Annotated in this window: 17 protein-coding genes; 13 read left to right on the plus strand and 4 right to left on the minus strand. The window is 47.6% G+C overall.

The annotated features are described in order from the left end of the window. The first annotated feature begins 77 nt into the window (after window positions 1-77). The 8 genes from ACMUEV_RS02255 (at window position 78) to ACMUEV_RS02290 (ending at window position 7497) form a co-directional block, all read left to right on the plus strand. Entirely contained in the window at window positions 78-515 is a 438-nt protein-coding gene (locus tag ACMUEV_RS02255; RefSeq protein WP_190648538.1) for a hypothetical protein, read from the plus strand. 5 nt (window positions 516-520) lie between these two features. Next, window positions 521-880, plus strand: a complete 360-nt coding sequence (locus tag ACMUEV_RS02260; protein ID WP_026148981.1) for a VOC family protein — start codon at window positions 521-523, stop codon at window positions 878-880. Between the two features lie 4 nt (window positions 881-884). Continuing rightward, window positions 885-2153, plus strand: a complete 1269-nt coding sequence (locus ACMUEV_RS02265; protein WP_190648535.1) for a recombinase family protein — start codon at window positions 885-887, stop codon at window positions 2151-2153. 88 nt (window positions 2154-2241) lie between these two features. After that, a complete protein-coding gene (locus tag ACMUEV_RS02270; RefSeq protein ID WP_415354730.1) occupies window positions 2242-3591 on the plus strand; it encodes a 1-acyl-sn-glycerol-3-phosphate acyltransferase in 1350 nt (449 codons plus the stop codon). A gap of 56 nt (window positions 3592-3647) precedes the next feature. Beyond that, a complete protein-coding gene (gene murJ, locus ACMUEV_RS02275; protein WP_190648532.1) occupies window positions 3648-5273 on the plus strand; it encodes a murein biosynthesis integral membrane protein MurJ in 1626 nt (541 codons plus the stop codon). Next, a complete protein-coding gene (locus ACMUEV_RS02280; protein ID WP_190648529.1) occupies window positions 5270-5680 on the plus strand; it encodes a thiol-disulfide oxidoreductase DCC family protein in 411 nt (136 codons plus the stop codon). The genes murJ and ACMUEV_RS02280 overlap by 4 nt, the downstream gene beginning before the upstream one ends. Beyond that, on the plus strand, window positions 5677-6102 hold the full coding sequence (locus tag ACMUEV_RS02285; protein ID WP_190648526.1) for an MEKHLA domain-containing protein: 426 nt from the start codon (window positions 5677-5679) through the stop codon (window positions 6100-6102). Before ACMUEV_RS02280 ends, ACMUEV_RS02285 begins: the two co-directional genes overlap by 4 nt. Before the next feature lie 72 nt (window positions 6103-6174). Then, window positions 6175-7497 (plus strand): alpha-amylase family glycosyl hydrolase, encoded by a 1323-nt coding sequence (locus ACMUEV_RS02290; RefSeq protein WP_190648523.1) that lies wholly within the window; start codon window positions 6175-6177, stop codon window positions 7495-7497. Between the two features lie 15 nt (window positions 7498-7512). Here ACMUEV_RS02290 and ACMUEV_RS02295 read toward each other — a convergent pair whose 3' ends face one another. Then, window positions 7513-7854: a winged helix-turn-helix transcriptional regulator gene (locus ACMUEV_RS02295; RefSeq protein WP_017290916.1), complete on the minus strand. Its 342-nt coding sequence runs from the start codon at window positions 7852-7854 to the stop codon at window positions 7513-7515. A gap of 76 nt (window positions 7855-7930) precedes the next feature. Here ACMUEV_RS02295 and ACMUEV_RS02300 point away from each other — a divergent pair, with 76 nt between their 5' ends. The 3 genes from ACMUEV_RS02300 to pgmB all read left to right on the plus strand — a co-directional run bounded on the left by ACMUEV_RS02300 (window position 7931) and on the right by pgmB (window position 13887). Further along, the gene (locus tag ACMUEV_RS02300; protein WP_190648520.1) at window positions 7931-8377 is read left to right on the plus strand and encodes a cupin domain-containing protein; all 447 of its coding nucleotides are present in this window, start codon (window positions 7931-7933) and stop codon (window positions 8375-8377) included. 156 nt (window positions 8378-8533) lie between these two features. Further along, window positions 8534-10951 carry a sucrose synthase gene (locus ACMUEV_RS02305; protein ID WP_415354731.1) on the plus strand — a complete coding sequence of 806 codons (2418 nt, stop codon included), beginning with the start codon at window positions 8534-8536 and terminating at the stop codon, window positions 10949-10951. A 29-nt stretch (window positions 10952-10980) separates the two neighbouring features. After that, window positions 10981-13887: a beta-phosphoglucomutase gene (gene pgmB, locus ACMUEV_RS02310; protein WP_190648514.1), complete on the plus strand. Its 2907-nt coding sequence runs from the start codon at window positions 10981-10983 to the stop codon at window positions 13885-13887. 95 nt (window positions 13888-13982) lie between these two features. Here pgmB and ACMUEV_RS02315 read toward each other — a convergent pair whose 3' ends face one another. The 3 genes from ACMUEV_RS02315 to ACMUEV_RS02325 form a co-directional block, all read right to left on the minus strand. Then, window positions 13983-15023, minus strand: a complete 1041-nt coding sequence (locus ACMUEV_RS02315) for a fatty acid desaturase (protein ID WP_017290912.1) — start codon at window positions 15021-15023, stop codon at window positions 13983-13985. 197 nt (window positions 15024-15220) lie between these two features. Then, on the minus strand, window positions 15221-16003 hold the full coding sequence (panB, locus tag ACMUEV_RS02320) for a 3-methyl-2-oxobutanoate hydroxymethyltransferase (RefSeq protein WP_017290911.1): 783 nt from the start codon (window positions 16001-16003) through the stop codon (window positions 15221-15223). 77 nt (window positions 16004-16080) lie between these two features. Further along, the gene (locus ACMUEV_RS02325) at window positions 16081-17127 is read right to left on the minus strand and encodes a two-component regulator propeller domain-containing protein (RefSeq protein WP_242044267.1); all 1047 of its coding nucleotides are present in this window, start codon (window positions 17125-17127) and stop codon (window positions 16081-16083) included. Window positions 17128-17265: 138 nt separating this feature from the next. Between ACMUEV_RS02325 and ACMUEV_RS02330 the strand changes: the two genes are divergently transcribed. Together ACMUEV_RS02330 and ACMUEV_RS02335 are read left to right on the plus strand one after the other, a co-directional pair. Then, complete coding sequence (locus ACMUEV_RS02330) at window positions 17266-19386, plus strand: PP2C family protein-serine/threonine phosphatase (RefSeq protein ID WP_190648509.1); 2121 nt, start codon at window positions 17266-17268, stop codon at window positions 19384-19386. Window positions 19387-19449: 63 nt separating this feature from the next. Then, entirely contained in the window at window positions 19450-21066 is a 1617-nt protein-coding gene (locus ACMUEV_RS02335) for a CHAT domain-containing protein (protein ID WP_017290908.1), read from the plus strand. Window positions 21067-21091 lie beyond the last annotated feature (25 nt).

Raw genomic sequence — 21091 nt, forward strand, 5'->3', positions numbered from 1 at the left:
ATTGAATCAGTGTGATGACTTCTCAATTTTTTAACTCAGATTGAGGCTTCTGATTCAGTTCTCAAAAGGAAATCGACATGAAACGTAAACTAATTGCTTTGATAATCGGTGCTGTTGCCTTGATTCCCGGTACGGTGAAAGCTCAAGAGTATGGCATTCCGCACAGTATGCTTGACTCTTTTTCAGATGATGCAGACAGCCAAATTGTGATTCGAGTTAGGAAACCGGGCGATCGTTCAAATCTTTGTGGCAGAAGAATGGGAATGATTGACGATGGCTATAGCTTCCCGCGTCCGGGAAGTGCTGCTAATAATTACGATTATCCGCGTCCGGGCGGTTCGAACTATTTTCAATTGCCGACAGGGGCACGCAATCCTGACATTATTGGCTGTGTCGATCGTTCTCGAAATATCTTGTTTATCAATATTTTTAAGGTTGTCGAACAGGTGCAACCGACATCTGAACCTACGCCTTATAATCCGAATCAGATGCCCATTTATGCACCGAAACGTTAATGGCTATGCAACTCACCCAATTTTTACATGCTGCGATCGTGGTTTCTGATTTGGAGAAATCGGAGCAGTTTTATGGAACCGTGTTGGGGTTGAAAAAGATCGATCGAGTGTTGAAGTTTCCGGGGGCTTGGTATGAGATTGGGTCGTTTCAAATTCATTTGATCGCAGATTCGGCTCCGGTTTCGGAAACTTTTGCTGAAAAGTGGGGTAGAAATCGGCATTTAGCGTTTTCGGTCGAGAACATTGAAACTGCTAAAGCAACCTTGATTCAGGCAGGATGTGAGATTCAAATGAGTGCTTCGGGGCGACCCGCCTTATTCGTTAAAGATCCAGATGGAAATATCATTGAATTAGGAGAAGCATAACCGCATGGTGATTGCTTATCTCTACTCTGATCCATTGCTAGAAGAATCGTCAGAGTTAGTATTTTCGGAATACAAAGTCGATCGTATCTATCAAGATTTCACAACGCAAAGAACTCAATTACAGCAACTTATCGACGATCATCAAAATGAACCTGTTCAATTACTAATTCGACAAGTCGAGGATCTCGGAGAATCGATCGCTGAAATCCAAAACCGACTTGCTCAACTCGAAACTCTGAATATCGAACTGATTACGCTTGAATCTGAAACACTCTCTGCGACGGCACTCGAACAATTACAGAACTTACAGTACAACCAACGCAGCCGCAAAATTCGGCAAGGTCACGCCCAAAATCGAGTCAAAACCCTCGCTCCACCCGGAAAAGCCCCTTACGGCTATCGGCGCAGTCGAAATCGCTATATTCTCGATCGCACAACTGCCCCAGTCGTGAAAGAATTCTTCGATCGCTTTCTCCTCTACGGTTCTCTACGCGATGCTGTCCGATTTTTAGAAAAGAAATACGGCAAAAAAATTTCAGTCTCGACCGGACAACGCTGGCTCACTAGCCCTGTTTACCGAGGGGATTTGGAGTATCAAACTGGCGAAACGATTCCCGACACTCATCCTGCTATTTTGTCGCGTGATGAAGCCGCACAAATCGATCGCTTACTGCGCCGCAACCGTCGTTTACCTGCTCGAACTGCGAGCGCACCCCGATCGCTTGCAGGTCTTGTCACTTGTGGTGAGTGTCAATCGGGAATGACGGTGACACGAGTGACATCTCGAAAGAAAGGACAAAAAGAATACTTGTATCTTCGCCCGATGCAATGTCCGAAACAATGCAAAGCGATCGCGTATGATGACATCCTGCAATCGACGATCGAGAGAATTTGCGAAGATCTTCCGCGCGCCGTTTCAGAAGCGGGAATTCCTGATCTCGATGCCATCAAGCAAAGAATTAACAGTGCGATCGTTGAAAAGCAATCAATTCTTGAACAAATTCCACCTTTGATTGAAACTGGAATTTTAGACTCAGAAACAGCAGATTTGCGATCGTACAAATTGCGAAGTGAAATCGCTCAATTACAAGCGCAACTGTCTCAACTGCCTCCGGTGAATTTGAAAGCGATCGCGCAAACGGTTTCGATTCCTCAATTCTGGTTGGATCTTTCAGAAGCAGAACGCCGATTTTATTTTCGAGAATTCATTCGACAAATTGAACTAATTCGCACAGAAACAGGCTGGCAGTTAAAACTGAACTTTATTTTCTGAACCGATTATCAATCTGTAACGCGATCGTGATCATCTGAAAAAACTGCATCTAAGATACTGACATCTCTTGTGTTAGGAGCAGTTTACTGTGTCGCGCCCTCGTCAATTTGTCCAACCCCCACTTGAATTTATCCCGCCCGACCTGAACATGAGCATCCTGCGCGGAATGCGATCGATTCTCCCGTTCTGGATGCGACACAGAACTGCAATTTCCCGAATCGAAGCGATCCAGGTCGAAAAACTTGTTGATCTGTACGAACAATTTCAATCCGGCAAAATCCGCTTACTCATAGCTTTTCGGCATCCGAGTTCGGATGATCCGTTTTGCCTAATGTATTTGATGCACTATCTGCTGCCTCGGACTGCTCGTCGCCAAGGCATTCGGCTCAGATTACCGACTCACTCTCACTTCATGTACGATCGCGGCATTCCGTTATGGGCAGGGTCTAGAGTTGGCTGGATTTACTCGAAACTGGGCGGAACTCCGATTCATCGCGGCAAGCTCGATCGCGTTGGATTGCGCTCAGCACGCGACCTTTTAGCCAATGGACAATTCCCGCTGATGGCTGCCCCCGAAGGCGCAACCAATGGACATAACGAAATTGTCAGCCCGCTCGAACCCGGAATCGCACAGATGGGATTTTGGTGTGTCGAAGACTTACAAAAAGCAAATCGCAATGAAGAAGTGATCATTGTTCCGATCGGAATTCAATATCACTATGTCAAACGCGATTGGACTCCGGTTGATCAACTGTTAGGTGAATTAGAAACCGATACAGGAATCACACCGAAAAATCCCGATCGCTATGCAAGACTGTATACGATCGCAGAACATATGCTAACGGTGATGGAATCGTTTTACAAGAAGTTTTATCATCAAGATCTACCCTCAGTCGAACATGCTGAACCGAATGCGAGACTGGCACTGCGGCTGCAAGTCCTAATGGATTCAGCTTTGACTGTTGCAGAACAGTATTTTGATATTCAACCGAAAGGAAGCGTCATCGATCGCTGTCGCCGCTTAGAGCAAGCAGCCTGGGATTTAATTTTCCGAGAAGATCTGAAATTAGGCGAACTCTCTCCGGTCGATCGAGGACTTGCCGATCGCGTTGCCGAAGAAGCTAGTCTGAGAATTTGGCATATGCGGCTCGTCGAGAGTTTTGTTGCGGTCACTGGAAGATATGTGATCGAAAAACCTTCGCTCGATCGCTTTGCGGAAACGACTTTACTCTTATGGGATATGATTACCCGGATCAAAGGTGGCGATGCCTTTAAACGTCCCAAACTCGGGAAACAATCGGTCTTAATCACCGTGGGAGATCCGATTTCAGTCAGCGATCGTGCGGCGGCTACCAAAGGCGATCGACGTGCTACAAAACAAGCCGTTGCAGATCTCACTCAAGACTTGCAGACTGCAATGGAGAAAATGATCTTGTAGTGCTGAATGATCGGGTAGGTGCTTAAATAAGTGAAGCCAATTTTGCCGTATTTAATGTGACTGAAACACAACCCAAACCGAAACGCTCTCTTGCAGGAATCGCAGGAATCGTTGCGCTTGCAACTCTTATCAGCAAAGTTGTTGGACTGGTTAGACAACTCGCGATCGCCTTTGCATTTGGAGTCGGTACGGCAAAAGCCGCTTATGATATTTCTGCCATTATTCCGAGCTTTTTCCTCATTCTGCTTGGCGGAATTAATGGTCCTTTCCATAGTGGTATGGTGAGCGCTCTAGCCAAGCGGAAAAAAGAAGACTCTGCTCCTTTAGTAGAAGCAATTTCAACCTTAATTGGCAGTATTTTTCTCGTTGTTGCGATCGTTGTTTTTATCTTTGCACCGTTCTTTATTGATCTACTTGCCAGTGGATTGCAGCAAACTGCACAGGGGCTTGAGACGAGAGCGATCGCCATTCAACAATTGCGAATCATGGCTCCGATCGCTTGGTTTGCTGGAATGATTGGCATCGGATTTGGCACATTAAATGCTGCCGATCAGTACTGGCTGCCGTCGATTAGTCCTTTGCTGTCAAGCCTAACGCTAATTGCGGGCATTGGAATTTTTATCCTGACTGCGGGATCTGCAAGTACCAATCCGAATTATGCGCTGATTGGAGGAATGGTACTGGCATTCGGAACGCTGATTGGAACGGTGCTGCAATGGTTAGCTCAGTTCTGGGCACAACGCCAATCGGGATTAGGACGATTCCGAATGCGATTTGTTTGGAATGATCCGGGCGTTCAAGAAGTGCTGCGCGTGATGGGACCCGCTTTATTCTCGTCTGGAATGTTGCAAATTAATGTGATTACAGATTTAACGTTTGCGGCGTTTTTACCGAATGCTGTTGCCGCGATCGCGAGTTTGGATTATGCCAATCTGCTTGTTCAAACGCCGTTGGGGATTCTCTCGAATATGATCCTCGTCCCGCTGTTACCTACATTTTCTAGATTGGCTGATCCGAGTCAGGCTGACCAATTAAAACAGCGGATTCGCCAAGGGATACTTGGAACTGCGGTTGTGATGCTGCCGTTAAGTGCATTGATGATTTCACTAGCAACTCCGATCGTGCGAGTGGTCTACGAAAGAGGCGCATTCAAACCCGAAGCATCTCAGCTTGTGGCGTCTGTCTTAATGGCGTATGCGGTGGGAATGTTTGTTTATCTCAGTCGGGACGTTCTCGTGCGGGTGTTCTATGGCTTGGGAGATGGCGACACCCCGTTCAAAATTAGTATGGTCAATATCTTTCTCAATGCCTTGTTCGATTTTCTGTTTTACAAACCGTTTGGCATTGTTGGGATCGTACTAGCAACCGTGAGCGTGAATATTCTCTCAGTTTTCGTACTGCTCTATTTTCTAAACCGTAGATTGGGAGGCTTACCGTTGTTCCAATGGGGGTATTCGATCCTAGGCTTAGCGAGTAGTAGCATTCTTGCTGGAACTGCAAGCTGGTTTATTTCTAACGCGATCGCCAATTTATCCGGGTTCAAAGGGTTCTTCTTAGCGCTGGCTCAAACAACGATCGCGGGCAGTATCGGTCTTGTCGTCTTCGCGCTCTTAGCGACTCAGCTAAAATTAGAGGAAGTCGATCAATTTGTCGATCGTATTCGTCAACGTTTTAGCCGATGAAACCTTACACCGTCATTTACGATGGGCAATGCAATCTTTGCTCGAATCTCGTTCAAGTCCTCGAACAAATTGATCAAGGCAAGCTCTTTCAATATCTCCCGATGCAAGACGAAGCTGGATTAGCTCAATTTGGTGTTACGGCTGAAGCGTGTGAAATGGGAATGATTGTGATCGATAACAACCAGCCTGATCGACGCTGGCAAGGCAGTGATGCCGCAGAAGAAATTGGACGACTCTTACCGACAGGCAATGTATTTGTGACCGCTTATCGAAATTTGCCGGGAATGAAATGGGTTGGCGATCGCGTGTATGCCCAAGTTCGAGATAATCGATATGCGCTGTTTGGTCGGCAATCCGAGACGTATCAAACCGCTTATCCTGCTTGCGACTGTAACTTCCCCCAATGATTTCTCGAATTCAACAGGCTCAACGCTTGATTACAAGCTTTCAGCATTGGACAGGCAAACCGTTAATCGAAACGCCTGAAGCCTTGTTTGAAGCTCCTTTTGTCGTGGTTTCGCATGGAACCGAATCTGATCCCATTTTTAACTATGCGAATCGGCAAGCGTTAGACCTCTGGGAAATGGACTGGGACACCTTTACACAATTGCCATCGAGATATTCCGCAGAACCGATCAGTCGAGAAGAGCGATCGCGTCTGCTCGCGCAAGCAAAAGCCCAAGGCTATATCAGTGACTATCGGGGCGTTCGGATTTCTAGCACCGGGAAACGATTCTGGATTGAAAACGTCATCCTCTGGACGGTTTTGGATGAACTCGATCAACCTTGTGGACAGGCTGCAACCTTCTCAAGTTGGAAATTTATTTGACGATCCCTAATTCTCTGGTTAGTGTGGGTTATTGTTTTTGCCCCGTTAACCGAGACTAAGGAGCGGATCGACATGCGGAATGTTACTCTTCACGCTTTCAATTGGCGGTATACCGAGATTATTGAAAACCTCGATGCGATTCGTGCGGCAGGTTATGGAGCAATATTAATCCCGCCCCCTCTTTACTCTGATCCCAAAGGCGATCAATGGTGGCAACGCTATCAGCCAAAAGATTATCGGGTCTTGTTGTCTCATCTCGGAGGCAAGCGAGACCTAGAAAATCTGCTTGAAGCTTGTCATAGTGGGAGTTCTAGAATTCAGGTCTATGCAGATTTAGTCATCAATCACATGGCAAATGAAGCGCGCGCGGATCATCTTAACTTTCCAGGAGAAGCCGAGCTTGAGCGCTACAAAGCGGAACCTGCTTTATTTGCAGAAAACCGATTGTATGGGGATTTGAATGAGGGCTTGTTTTCGCCTTGGGATTTTAATCAAGCTGGAGAAATTGAAGGTCACGAATGGGGCGATCGCGGAACTGTTCAGTCTCAAAATCTGTCCGGGTTGCCGGATCTCAAAGATTCTGATTGGGTCTTAAAACAGCAGTATTTAATGGTCGAAGCGCTGGTCGAGATGGGATTTGATGGGTTTCGAGTTGATGCAATTAAGCATATTACAGAACATATGATTGATAATCTTGCAGATGCTCCAGCGTTTCACGATCGCTTCTGGTTTGGTGAGGTGTTAACCGGGAGTGAGAACGACGAAAAGGTGTTTCTCGAACCCTTTCTGCGAGAAACCTGGATGTCTGCCTATGATTTCCCGCTGTTTCAAACGATCCGCGAAGCCTTTGGATTTGGTGGTTCATTGCGGGCTTTAGCCAATCCTCAAGATCAAGGCAATGCTTTACCTTGGAATCGAGCTGTTACCTTTGTGGTGAACCATGATATTCCTCACAATGATGGCTTTCGCTTCTGGCTGCTCGATCCGCAAGATGAACATTTAGCTCATGCTTATATTTTGGGTCGAGATGGCGGTGTGCCGCTGATTTACTCGGATCATAACGAGTCAAAACATGATGTCGATCGCGATCGCTGGCTCGACTTCTACAAGCGTCCCGATATTGTTGCGATGATTGCTTTCCACAATGCAGTTCAGGGAGAATTGATGCACATTCTCTACGAAAGCGATGTTTTGCTCGTCTTCCGAAGAGGAGAACAGGGAATGGTTGCGATTAACAAGAGTGGTACAGAGCAACGAGTAAATTTGAGCACTTGGGGCTTAAAGAATCCGGGTCAGTATCGCGAGCTGATTCAGGGGCAAACGATGACACTTTCAGGCAATCAGTTCTCCCTGAGTGTGCCAGCTCGATCGGCTCAAATGTGGTTGCTAGACTGAATCGCGTTCAATAGTTTACTGAGTCTGTTGAGACGGAATTGAGGTAGCGGGGAGATTTTCGAGTCCCCATTTGATCATCGATCGTAGAACAGGCTGCAAACTTTTCCCTTTTTCGGTCAGTTGATAGTCCATTCGACGGGAATGACTACTGTAAGGTTGCTTTTCAATTAATTCGGCTTCTTCAAGTTTGCGAAGTCGATCGCTCAAAATATTGGTAGAAATTCCTTCCGGCGATTCGAGAAATTCATCGAATCGTCGTTTTTTCATATAAAGCATGTCGCGAATGATGAGAAGTGTCCAACGATCGCCAATGAGATCTAACGTTGAGGCGATCGGACAATGCGATCGAGCAGTCATAATTGATTTCCTCCGATTACTTGCATTTTACAAGTCAATTTGTTACTTTTAACTTGCAATTTACAAGTAATCAATCATGCTTGAAACCAAAACCGGAGAAAACTTTGCAGCAGTTGATTTAGGTAACTTAGAGAATTTAGATCAATTCAAATTTGAAGCGCCCAAACTCCAAGTAGACGGAAAAATCTTTTTAAAAGATCTCCTTCAGCTGACGGGAGCAGAACTCTCATTCAATAAGTTGCCGGTAGGGAAATCTGTGCCCTTTTATCACAAGCATCAGCTGAATGAAGAAATTTATATTTTTATCAAGGGGAAAGGCGAATTTCAGATCGATGGTGAGATTTTCCCGGTTCAAGAAGGTTCGATCGTGCGAGTTGATCCAGCAGGAGAACGGTGTTGGCGCAATTGCGGAGATACTGACCTCTATTGCGTTGTGATTCAGACTCGATCAGGTTCTTATCAAGGCGCAACAATTCAAGACGGAGTTGGGGTGAAGAAGCAGGTTACATGGAGTCAGGATTGAGAAAACTCTATCATCGGCTAGGTGTAATTTCGCGATCGAAGTTCTATAACGAAATGGAGTAGTTGTGGCTTGATGGCGTTGGGTTGGAATTCTTTTAGTGGTTTTTAGATAGTCCATCGAGTCGCGAGTCAGAATCGATCGAACTCTAGGTACTCGATGGATAGTTCTATGCAACAGTTAATTGAAGCAGTTTTACATCATGCTGATGAGCAAGCAGTTTTACAGCAGTTGATTCAAACCCTGAGTCGCTCTAATCAACGGTATTTCCTGAAAAATGAGATCATTCATGCGTTTGCTGATTACTGTCATGAAGCTCGCAAACCGGCTCATTTTTTCCACTCTTCACACCTCGGAACGTTGATTCAGTACAGCCATGAACTGCTGTTAGAAGAAAATTGTATTTGGTTGCTGCTACGCCCTTGGATTGGAGGACAGCAAATTTGGTGTCTCGATTCAGAACTAACTAAAGCTCAGGTCATGCCGCCGAAAGCTTTACTCGAAGCGCGCGATCGCTTTGTGGGCCGGGCGCAAGATCAACTGTTTGAAATCGATGTCACACCGTTTTATGAGCATACGCCGAAGGTTGACGATCCCCGCAATATTGGTCAAGGCTTAGCGTTTCTCAATCGATATCTATCCAGCCAGGTTCTCAACGATCGCTCCTATTGGCTCGAAACCTTATTTGATGTGCTGCATCGGCATCACTATGACGGAATTCCGCTGCTGATTAATGATCAAATTGAATCGGGAGAACAGTTAGCCGAGCAGATTCGCCAAGCCATTCAAATTCTGAAATCGAAAGCTTCAGACGAATCATATCAAAGCGTACATGCAGAATTACAGCCTTTAGGATTCGAGCCAGGATGGGGAAATACGGTTGAGCGCGTCCGCGGAATGATGGAACTCGTCGATCAAATGGTGAACATGCCGCAGCCTGCGATCTTAGAGGCATTTGTTGCCAGATTTCCATCTGTGTTTCGAGTTGCGCTCTGTTCCATTCATGGCTGGGTGGGACAAGACTACTTAGGGCGATCGGAAACGTTGGGACAGGTTGCTTATGTGTTAGATCAAGCCCGAAGTCTCGATCGCAAACTCCAAGAAGAGATTCATCTGGCTGGATTAGACATGCTGAATATCCAGCCGCAAGTTGTAATTTTGACGCGACTCATTCCCAATTGCGAAGGTACACAATGCGATTTACCGCTTGAAAAAGTAGATGATACGAACAATACTTGGATTCTGCGAGTTCCGTTTCGAGAATTTAATTCTAAAATTACCGATAACTGGATTTCTAAATTTGAGATTTGGGGATATTTAGAAACTTTCGCGATCGATGCTCAGTCTCGTCTCTTAGAACAATTAAATGGAAAACCAGACTTAATTATTGGCAATTACAGCGATGGCAATTTAGTTGCTTCATTGATCGCACGTCAGCTTAACGTGACGCATTGTAATATTGCACATTCGCTCGAAAAGCCGAAACATTTATTCAGTAATTTATATTGGCAAGAGTTAGAGCCGCAGTATCATTTTTCCGCGCAATTTACCGCAGATTTAATCAGCATGAATGCGGCAGATTTTATTGTCACTTCATCGTATCAAGAGATTGTTGGTTCCCCAGATACGTTCGGACAGTATGAATCATACAAATGCTTTACGATGCCGCAGCTTTACCATGTGATCAATGGAATTGAGCTTTTTAGCCCCAAATTTAATCGCATTCCACCTGGAGTCGATGAACGGGTATTTTTCCCGTATTCGGAAGCACGATCGTCAGAACACCGCGATCGCTTGACTTATCTCTTATTCGAGCAAGAAGCGTCTCATATTCTCGGCAAACTCGCAGATCCAAGCCTCACGCCTATTCTGGCGATCTCGCCCTTAACAGCCGTGAAAAATCTTTCTGGGCTAGTTGAATGTTTTGGGCGGAGTCCAGAATTGCAGCAGCGTTGTAATTTAATTCTCGTCACTAGCAAACTCAGTGTTGATGCTGCAATTAACGCGGATGAAGCCGAAGAGATTGAAAAAATCCATCGCCTGATTGATTATTATCAACTGCATGAGCATGTGCGCTGGATTGGTGAACGCCTGTCTAATCCTGATCTCGGAGAAATGTATCGTAGCATTGCCGATCGCAGAGGTATTTTTGTACATTTTGCTCGCTTTGAAGCATTTGGACGAGTATTACTCGAAGCAATGGTTTCTGGATTACCCTCTTTTGCCACCGAATTCGGCGGAACGACCGAAATCATTGAAGACGACAAACACGGATTCTTGATCAATCCGACGGATCTCGACGGTTCAACGCGCAAGATTTTAGATTTTCTCGATCGCGCTTACGCTGATCCCAACTATTGGGAGCAAATCTCTGCGAAAAGTATTCAGCGCATTCATGATGAATACAACTGGCAACATCACACCCGACAGCTTTTACTGCTCACCAAACTATATAGTTTCTGGAACTATGTTCACCGAGAAAGTCGCGAGTCTTTGTTACACTATCTCGACGCTCTATTTCACCTGCTGTATAAGCCTAGAGCTGAATCAATTTTAGAAGAACACCAGAAAATTTGATCTTCCCGATTTCCCGGAGTACCTGCATCATGACTCAAATCGACCGCTCGCCTTTGGTCTACACAGATTGGACAGTCATCGAAACGGAATTTGTCCCCGAATTGCTCAATTCGCGCGAAACCGTTTTCACGATCGGCAATGGCTATCTTGGAACCCGTGGCAGTTTTGAAGAGGGCTATGCTCAATCTCAGCCTGCGACGTTAATTCATGGCGTCTATGATGACGTTCCGATTGTCTATACCGAACTGGTCAATTGTCCGGATTGGCTGCCACTGCTGATTATTGTCGATGGCGATCGCTTTCGCTTAGATCAAGGCGAAGTTCTGAGTTACGAGCGTCAATTAGATGTGCGCCGAGCCGTTTTGAGTCGAACGATTCACTGGCGCAGTCCGAGTGGCAGAACCATCCGGCTGCATTTTGAGCGATTTGCTAGTCTTGCCGATGAGCATGTGGTCGGGTTGCGCTGCCAAATCACTGCGTTAGAAGCAGATGCGATCGTGGAAGTGCAAGCGAGTATCAATGGCTATCCAGAAAACCAAGGCTTCAACCATTGGGAACAGCTAGGACAGGGGAAAACCGAGCATGGCGTCTGGTTGCAAGTCCGCACGCGAACGTCTCATATTGAACTCGCAATGGCATCGAGTTTGTCATTGAGTGGCGCACAGGGAAATGTCCAAGTCACGAATGTTCCGGGCTATCCCACGTTGACGACGACCTTTACGGCTCCGGCTGACCAAACGATTACGATCGAGAATTTGATCACAATCTACACTTCTCGCGAGGTGGAAGCTCCGGTTCAATCGGCTCAAAGTAAGCTCGCCGCTTTGACCAACTATCAAGACTTGTTTGATGCTCACGAACAAAGCTGGGCAGAAGCGTGGCAGCAAAGCGACATTGTGATTGAAGGCGATCTCCGCGCTCAGTTGGCGGTGCGATATAACCTATTTCAGTTGTTGATTGCCGCTGCGCGCCATGACGATCGAGTGAGCATCCCCGCGAAAACCCTTTCAGGCTTTGGCTATCGCGGTCACGTTTTCTGGGACACCGAGATTTTTATTCTGCCGTTCTTTACCTTCACTCAGCCGCATCTTGCTCGCAATCTATTGACCTACCGCTATCGAACCATTCAAGGGGCGCGTCGGAAAGCGACTTACTACGGCTACAAAGGCGCAATGTACTCTTGGGAAAGCGCGGATACAGGTGATGAAGTCACCCCACGTTGGGCATTGCCAAAAGATCCTTATGGCGAAGATATTCGGATTTGGTGTCGCGATCGCGAAATTCATATCAGCGCAGACATTGCCTATGCGTCCTGGTACTACTGGCAAGCGACTCAAGATGATGAATGGATGCGCGACTATGGCGCAGAAATCATTCTCGATACTGCTGTGTTTTGGATGAGCCGTGTTGAGTGGAGTACTCGCTATGAACGCTATGAAATTCGGGAAGTGATTGGTGCAGATGAGTACCATGAGCACGTGAATAACAATACATTCACGAATCGCATGGCGCAATGGCATCTGGAAAAAGCGATTTATATTTATGATTGGCTGAAACAGACGCAACCTGAGAAATTAGGCGAATTGTGCGATCGCTTAAAAATTACCTCCGAACGGCGATCGCGCTGGCAAGACATTGCAACGAATATGTTTATTCACAGCCATCCCTCGGGCTTGATCGAGCAATGCGATGGCTTTTTTGATCTCGAAGATATTAATCTGGAGGACTACGAGCCGCGCACGAAATCGATGCAGGAAATTTTAACGATCGCGGGAGCCGACAAAGCTCAAGTGCTCAAACAACCCGATGTCTTGATGCTGCTGTACTTGATGCGGCAATCTCAAGAGTCTCCTTATTCTCTCGAAGCGCTAGAGAAAAATTGGAACTACTATGCGCCTCGCACCGATATTACTTACGGTTCATCTTTGGGTCCTGCGATTCATGCCATCCTTGCGTCGGATTTGAATAATACGGTTGAAGCCTACGATCGATTTATGCAAGCTGTGATGGTCGATCTTGAAGACACTCGCGGCAATGCGGACGATGGCATTCACGGCGCGTCGGCAGGTGGAATCTGGCAAGCTGTTGTTCTCGGTTTTGGAGGCGTGCAATTTGGCGAAGAACCCTTTGCTCATCCTCACTTACCTCCGGGCTGGACACGGTTGAAATTCCGCATTCACTGGCGCGATCAATGGCATGAATTTGATTTGAGAGCAGATCCTACAACCCCCAAAAGAACTATGACTTCTTCTGACATTCAAGGCGTGATTTTTGATCTCGATGGTGTTTTGACCGATACGGCTGAGTATCACTATCGAGCTTGGCAACGATTAGCGGATGAAGAGGGCTTGCCTTTCGATCGCGAAGCCAACGAGGCGTTGCGAGGCATTTCACGCCGAGCTTCTTTGATGAAGATTATCGGCGATCGTGTTTACAGTGAAGCTCAGATCGAAGACATGATGGAGCGCAAAAACCAGTACTATGTTGACTCGATCGACGCGATCTCGCCGACTGATTTACTCCCCGGGGTTTTAGATTTCTTGAAAGAGATCAAACAAGCTGGAGTCAAAACTGCGTTAGGCTCTGCGAGTAAAAATGCGCGTCCGGTGATTGAGAAGCTCGGAATTGCAGAATACATTGATGTGATTGGCGATGGACATAGTGTAGAGCGTCCCAAACCTGCACCGGATTTATTTTTATTTGGGGCAAACGAGTTAGGAGTTGATCCTGCGGCTTGTGTTGTGTTTGAAGATGCAGCAGCAGGCATTGAAGCGGCGCTGGCAGCAGGCATGTGGGCAGTCGGACTCGGACCCGTTGAGCGGGTCGGTGAGGCTCATGTTGTTTTATCGAGTTTGGAAAATGTGCATTGGGCGGATCTGCGGGGAAAGTTGCAGCAGCTTGCAAAGGCGGAGCGGACGGCTGAATTGATTCGATAGCACACCCGAAATATGAGTGTTCAATTTGCCTAGAGAACTAAAAAAGCGCGATCGACACATCTGTCGATCGCGCTTTTTAACTCAATTTCTCAAATCTACTTGTTCGCGTAAGACTTGAACGATTGATAAGCCTCTTCAGGATGATACAGATGACATTGATCTGTGATCTCCTTCATCAATCCCCAAGAGAACTGATATCGTCTCAACTTCGATCCCCAAATCTTCATCAAACTGCTGTCTGCTAATCGCAAATTGTAAGAAGGAATCGCAGTGGAAAGATGATGCGGGATATGCACATTGATGTCGTGGCAGAGAAACTCAACCCACTTCGGATAATCACAATGCACTGTTCCAAACAGTTGCGCCTGTGCTGCATCCCATTCTTCCGGCTCTTTGAATTGGATATCCGGCAAGGTGTGGTGAACCAATGTGAACGTGCTCATCCAGAAGTGATAGACCAACCAAGGCATCAACCAGAATTTCACAAAGCCCCAAACCCCAACCGTGAGGAACAAAGCCGGAAATACAATGGCTGCAAATGCGACGACAACTGCGATCGACAATTTCACTTTGCCGTGGTCGCGAGTTTTATAGTTCGACAGCTTAAAGTGAACCAAAGCCCAATGCAGAATCGAAGCGAGCCACCATAAGCGTCCGCGCGTCGTGGTGTAAGCGGTCTTCGTAATCGGATCAAGGTTGTCATAAACCTCTGTCCGCCAAGGCTGCCACGCATTATCCACATCCATTTTGTTGGTGTGATTGTGATGCTGGTTGTGCCCAATCCGCCAGCAGTGGAAGGGATAGATCAACGGAGCCATAAAAATGTGACCGACGAGATCATTGACCCATTTGCGCTGTGCAAACGATCGATGTCCACAGTCATGCCCAATCACAAAAAATCCGGTCAACGCAGTTCCTGTAAAAATCCACGCGATCGGCAAAAGAAACCAAGGGGAAGCAGCAATACTCCAATACCCCAGACCAACCATCAAAACATTGACCACAACGGCAGTCCAAGCTTTCCGCATATCTTTCTGAAAGCATTCGCGGGGCAAAGTTTTGATAATGTCTTTTAGGCGAAGTTTCGTGTCGGGACTGGTGAGGGTCGTGTAATCGGGCGTGAGCGATACCGTCATGAGCGATTCTTCTCTCCGGGAGGACTGTAATAACCACAATAAGTAGGGCAAGTTTCGACCGAAATTTGCCACTAAAAATCAGGCTGAAATCCCCAGCCCGACTTACTCTGTGAGTCAGTGTTGTTTTCTGTAAAGAAACCTTAATTGTTATATCACGATTCTGGGATCGAGGAGGAGTGATCTCAAGCCGCGATCGCTCAAGTTTCAGGCGGAAACTTGTGCGCTCGTACCTCTTCCCCAAACTCTTGCACCGCTTGCGTAATCAACGCATTCAGATCCAAATAGGTCTTGGCAAACTTCGGTTTCCAAGTTCCTAATCCCAAAACATCTGAGGTCACCAGCACTTGTCCATCGCAATGAATGCCTGCGCCGATTCCAATCGTGGGAATCGTTAGACTCTCCGTAATCGTTTTGGCTAAATCCGCTGGAACATGCTCGATCACAACCGCAAAAGCCCCTGCCTGCTCCAGCGCGATCGCTTCAGCTACGATCTTTTCTCCCGCCTCGTGCGATTTACCTTGCTGACGAAATCCCGTCTGTCTGACTGATTGCGGCGTTAATCCTACATGTCCCATGACAGGAATGCCCGCTTGAACTAATCGAGCGACAGTTTCCGCGATCGCGGGATAGCCGCCTTCTAATTTGACTGCGCCTGCATTCGTTTCTTTCAAAATTCGCCCTGCCGAATGCATTGCCTGCTGCCAACTTTCCTGATAGGTCAGAAACGGTAAATCGACGACTAACAAGGCTTCTTTCACGCCGCGCCGCACTGCTTTTGCATGATGGATCACTTCATCCAGCGTTAACGGCAAAGTTGTCTCATGCCCAAGTGCCACCATGGAGAGCGAATCCCCGACCAGAATCACTTCGATTCCAGCGCGGTCGAGAATTGAAGCGATCGCATAATCCCAAGCTGTGAGAACTGCGATCGCTCTGTTTTGCTGTTTCCACTGAATCAAATGCTGCGGCGTAATGAGCATCAGAACTCCGAAAGAATGAAGAGAGTTGAAGATCTATCTTAATTCTAGGAGTTCCTCTTCAACGCTGCGACTGGACATTATTCTGAGGGGTTCTCTTCAACGCTGCGACTGAACATCAAATGCGGCTTTGTTTGATAAGTGGTCATACTGACCCAAGCTAAACCCTCGGTTGTTCCGACCCACAATTTATTGCCCGTGTCAGGCGCGAGAGACATGACTTGATTCGAGGGAAGATGAGGAACTTGACCGATAATTGCGCCATTGTAAGGATTGACCCGAAAGAGTCCAGCGCTTGTGCCGACCCAAATGCTTCCAACCCCGTCAAATCCTGCTGAGACAATATCGCGTCCTCTGAGTTGAGTTACTGATCGTAAGCGGCGGCGCTGCAACGGATCGATTTTTACCAGTCCGCTGGTGGTTCCTGTCCACAGTGAACCATGTCGATCGAGTGCTAAAGACTGTGCTGTTCCTTCCTCTAAACTCATCCGGTGCAAAATTTTCGCACTTGCTGTATCGACCTGAACCAAGCCGTCCAACGTCCCGACCCAGAGCTGACCTTCAGGATCAAGACTTAAAGCATTAGCGCTAATCCCAGGCAGATTTTGTAGCGTCGTCATTTTTAAGCCTTGATCGGGACTAATCAGGGCGAGTCCAGAATCAGTGCCAACCCAGAGAAAGCCGCGTCGATCAACTAATAACGACAACACGCGATTAGAAGGCAGCGTCAGAGTTTGTGCCGTGACCGTATTGGTTTTTGGATCGATGCGAAACAGCCCTTCTGCTGTACCCACCCAAATGCGTCCGACTTTATCTTGCGCCAATGCCGAGATTGAGAGATTCGGCAATTTCGTCTGAGAGATCACCCTTCCTGTGTTGGGATTAATCCGGCTCACGCCCTGCGGGGTGGCCAGCCAGAGATTGCCTTGAAAATCGCGTTGTAGCGCAGAAATCCGGAAATCAGGTTGAACGAAATTCTCTTTCAGCGGGGGAGCAACGGGGGGTGGAGCCGTTGGCACAAATGTAGAGGGTGTAGAAGAAACTGGGTTTGCGATCGATTTTGGCATCGATACCAATAAACCCACTATCAGCGAAGCAAACCCCAGATGGCGGAACACGGAAGACATAGCCAATCTCACTAAAATCTGGCTTATTGTGCCTCAGAAAATTGCGATCGCAACGCGAGGAAACTCGGAAATGCCATCTCCGACCGAGGGCAAAAATTGCTAGAGTGATGAATTGAGCAAATCACATGCCATTTTTCAATGCAAACTGATCCGATCGTGCAATGCCCGAATTATTTTTGTCAGGCGCTCAACCCCGTCACTCAGGAGTTTTGCCATCACTGCCAAACTCGGATTCCCAAACGCTATCTCTGGGTCATGGGGGTAAAAGCAGGTCAGCCTGGTGAACGGCTCGACGATCGCTATTTGCTCAAATCATCCCAAATTGTTCTAGATACCAAACCTGGAATTCCACCGAATCCAGTCGAGGTTCCTCCCCAACTCGAACCCTATTTGCATTTGATGGCAGAGCGCCCTACGATTCCTCAGCCTTATGCTGTTTTGTCTGATCTGATTCTGCTCGAATCGGCTCCGATTACCACAGATGGGCAACTCATGCCTGCTTTAACTCAAGTGTGGAATGCAAGTTCTGGATTTCGCCAATTACATTTTCTTGAGCAAATTACGCGACTCTGGCAACGATTGAGTGTTGAAAACGTTGCTTCAACTTTGCTTGATCCGAATCAACTGTTTGCCGATGGCGACACCCTGAGACTGTTGGAATTGCGATTTGATCGGCAATCTCCCGCTCTGACGCAGTTAGGAGAATTGTGGACAACTTGGCAGCCGCACTCTGCGATCTCCGATTTCTTTCAGCAAATCTGCCAGAACTTAGTTGACGGAGAGATTTCGAGTATTGAGTCGTTAATTTCAGTCTTGGATCAAGCGATCGCCCATCAAGCCCAATATCAAACTCGCCAGATTCACATTGCAACGGCGACCGATCAAGGACCGAGCCGTCAAAGTAACGAAGATGCGTGCTATCCACCGAGTGCAACGAAGGCAAAGACGAATCTCGTGATCGTCTGTGATGGGATTGGTGGGCATGAGGGTGGAGAGGTTGCCTCACATTTAGCGATCGAGACGATCGCGCGCCAAGTTCAAGCGATTCAATCGGATGAGATTGAGCAGGAATTAGAAGCCGCAGTGTGCGAGGCGAATGATGCGATCTCCGAACAGAACGATGCGGAACGACGGCAAGAACGGCAGCGCATGGGCACGACTGTTGTCATGGGATTAGTTCGAGGGCATGAATTCTATCTCACGCATGTGGGGGATAGTCGCGCCTATCGCATTACTCGCAAGGGCTGCTATCAAGTCACTTTAGATGATGATGTCGCGTCGCGTGAGGCTCGCTTGGGATATTCCTTATACCGAGATGCGTTACAGCGTTCTTCTGCGGGATCATTAGTGCAAGCTTTGGGGATGGGGAGTTCGAGCTATTTGCGCCCCACCGTACAGCGATTGATTCTCGATGAGGATTGTGTCTATCTGCTGTGTTCAGACGGATTGAGTGACAACGATCGGGTCGAAGAAGTTTGGCAAACCGAAATTGCTCCGATTCTAGACGGGAAGATTGATGTGGCTGTAGCCGCACAGCAATTAATCAATATCGCAAACACGCGCAACGGTCACGATAATGTCACGGTCGGCTTGATTCATTGTCAAACGAAAGAATCGCGGCGATCGCAGAATGCTCAAACGATTTCGCCTGCTTTAGCTCAGCCCACTCAGATGCTGGCTGCTCGCGAAGTGTCTCAATTGAGAACTCAGATTGCAGAACCCCGTCGGATCAATTGGTTCAAAGTTTTGTTCATCGTGTTGGCATTATTTGGCATTGCAGGTGCGATCGCGACCCTGCTTGCTCCAGAATTGATTGCCCGTTTTACTAATCGAATGCCTGTGCCTTCTGCGACAGTGCCGCCAGTTCCCGCTTCTCCGACTGTGACTCCGCTGACTTCCGGTTCATTTATCCAAATTCAGACCGCAGATCAAACAGCAGGTCTGCCGCTGTTCAAAAATGCTGCGCAATCGACTGAGACGGCAAATGAGATTCTGGGTCGCATGTCTTCTGGAACCGTTCTGCAAGTTGTCGGACAACAGCGATCGACTTCGGATCAATCGAATTGGTTGAGATTGAAAGTGTGTACTCTGCCGACTGAGGGGAAACTGGTGAACTCAGTTAGGCTAGGAAATATGGGGTGGCAAAGAGAAAGTGCGATCGCGAATTTCACCCGCATCTCCCCCAAACCTGACCAGATTGGAGCTTGTGCTGAGTCTGCTGCTGAGTCTGCAAAAGAGAACCCATCGGCTACGCCATAGATTAATTACCGGATAGCCTTTAAGATTAAAGTTCCGGAGTGTTAACCCAGCCTTTGCCGATTCATGTCACCGTCTGACCTTCCTTGCCTAAGTTTAGCGATCGCACGATTACGCGCCTCTCAAGCTGAACATTTTGCAATTCATGTGATCGAAGCCCCTTACCGAGGCGGCTATCTCTTACGCGATTGTCTATGGACGGCTGAACTGAAACAACATTGGCGATCGTGGCAAGAAATGTTTTCGACGCGCGGGGTTCCGGATGTGCCGCATATCTCCCAGGTGAGTACTCCTCCCATTGAGGTAGCCGAAACACCTGTGGGACAGCCAATTTCGCGAGGTGCGCGGTTGATGCAGAATCTGGGCATCAATTTGTGGCAATGGCTGTTTGATGGCGTGATTGAAAGTAGCCTTAACCGCAGTCAAGGGATCGCTCAAGGGCAAGGAAAAGCGCTGAGATTGCGTTTAGAAGTGCGCGATCCGGATCTGATTTCACTGCCGTGGGAGATTATGCAGCCTGATGCCGGAAAGCAGGCAATTTCGTTGAGTCAGCAGCTTTTATTTAGCCGCACGACGAGCGATGTGGATGCTTTGCCCGTTTTGCGATCGGAGTCGAGTCTCAATGTTTTACTGGTTTTAGGACAAGATGCGGCTCCCGACCTGTCTCAAAGCGGCGACGAATTAAAACGGCTCAAACTTGAGCAAGAAGCACAAGCGCTGACCCGAATTCTCAAGGAGCGTCAGGGAATCAATCGCCTAGCTGCGCCTTGTTTTGTCGATACGTTGTTACAGCCAACTTCGGGGGAATTAATCGATCGCTTGGAAAGCGGTCAATATAATGTGCTGTTTTATGCAGGTCACGGGGTTCCGGCTCCAGATGGCGGCTTGTTATTCCTTCGTCCAAATCTGCCGATGAATGGGACAGAATTGGCGCAGGTTCTGACTCGTTGTCATGTGAAACTGGCAGTTTTTAATGCCTGCTGGGGCGCACAACCCGAGCAGCAAGGAGCAGAAACGATTCCCCGGAGCAGTTTGGCGGAAGTCTTGCTGCATCATGGAGTTCCAGCAGTTTTGGCGATGCGGGATTCGATTACGGATCAAGAGGCGCTAAGTTTTATCGCGACTTTTGCTCAGGCATTGTCAGAACGGATGCCGATCGATCAAGCTGTCGCTGTTGCACGTCAACATTTGCTGACTTTATTTCGGTTTAATCATCAAGCTTGGACGCTGCCTGTTTTGTACATGCACCCTGAATTTGATGGCGAATTAATTAAGCCGATCGCAGAAGGACTCACGCAAATTCCGCATACGCCGAGCCAGTTAGGAATGCAGAATCCGGTCGCCTCGATTCGATCGCTAGAAAATGCCAAAGTTTGGACGATTCGGGGTGGCTTAATGCGCGTCGGAATGAGTGCTGAGAATGATTTAGTCTTGGCGAATGAACCTGGAGTGTCCCGGAAACATGCGGAAATTTTCTACCGCAGTGCCAACCCAGACACGCTGCAACCCAGTTATTTTCTGCGCGATTTTTCCCGGTATGGAACCTGGGTTTCTACCTCAAAAGGGTGGCAGAAAGTCCATAATTATGAAGTGCCACTACAATCTGGGGCACAAATTAAGTTTGGTGGCTCGCAGAATTCGGTTTTAGAATTTTTGGTTTCGCCTGCGGACGGACGGAATTAGGGAGGTCTCCCTACTCCCCACCCCC

This window comes from Leptolyngbya sp. FACHB-1624 (assembly GCF_047649235.1).
GTDB lineage: Bacteria > Cyanobacteriota > Cyanobacteriia > Leptolyngbyales > Leptolyngbyaceae > Leptolyngbya > Leptolyngbya boryana.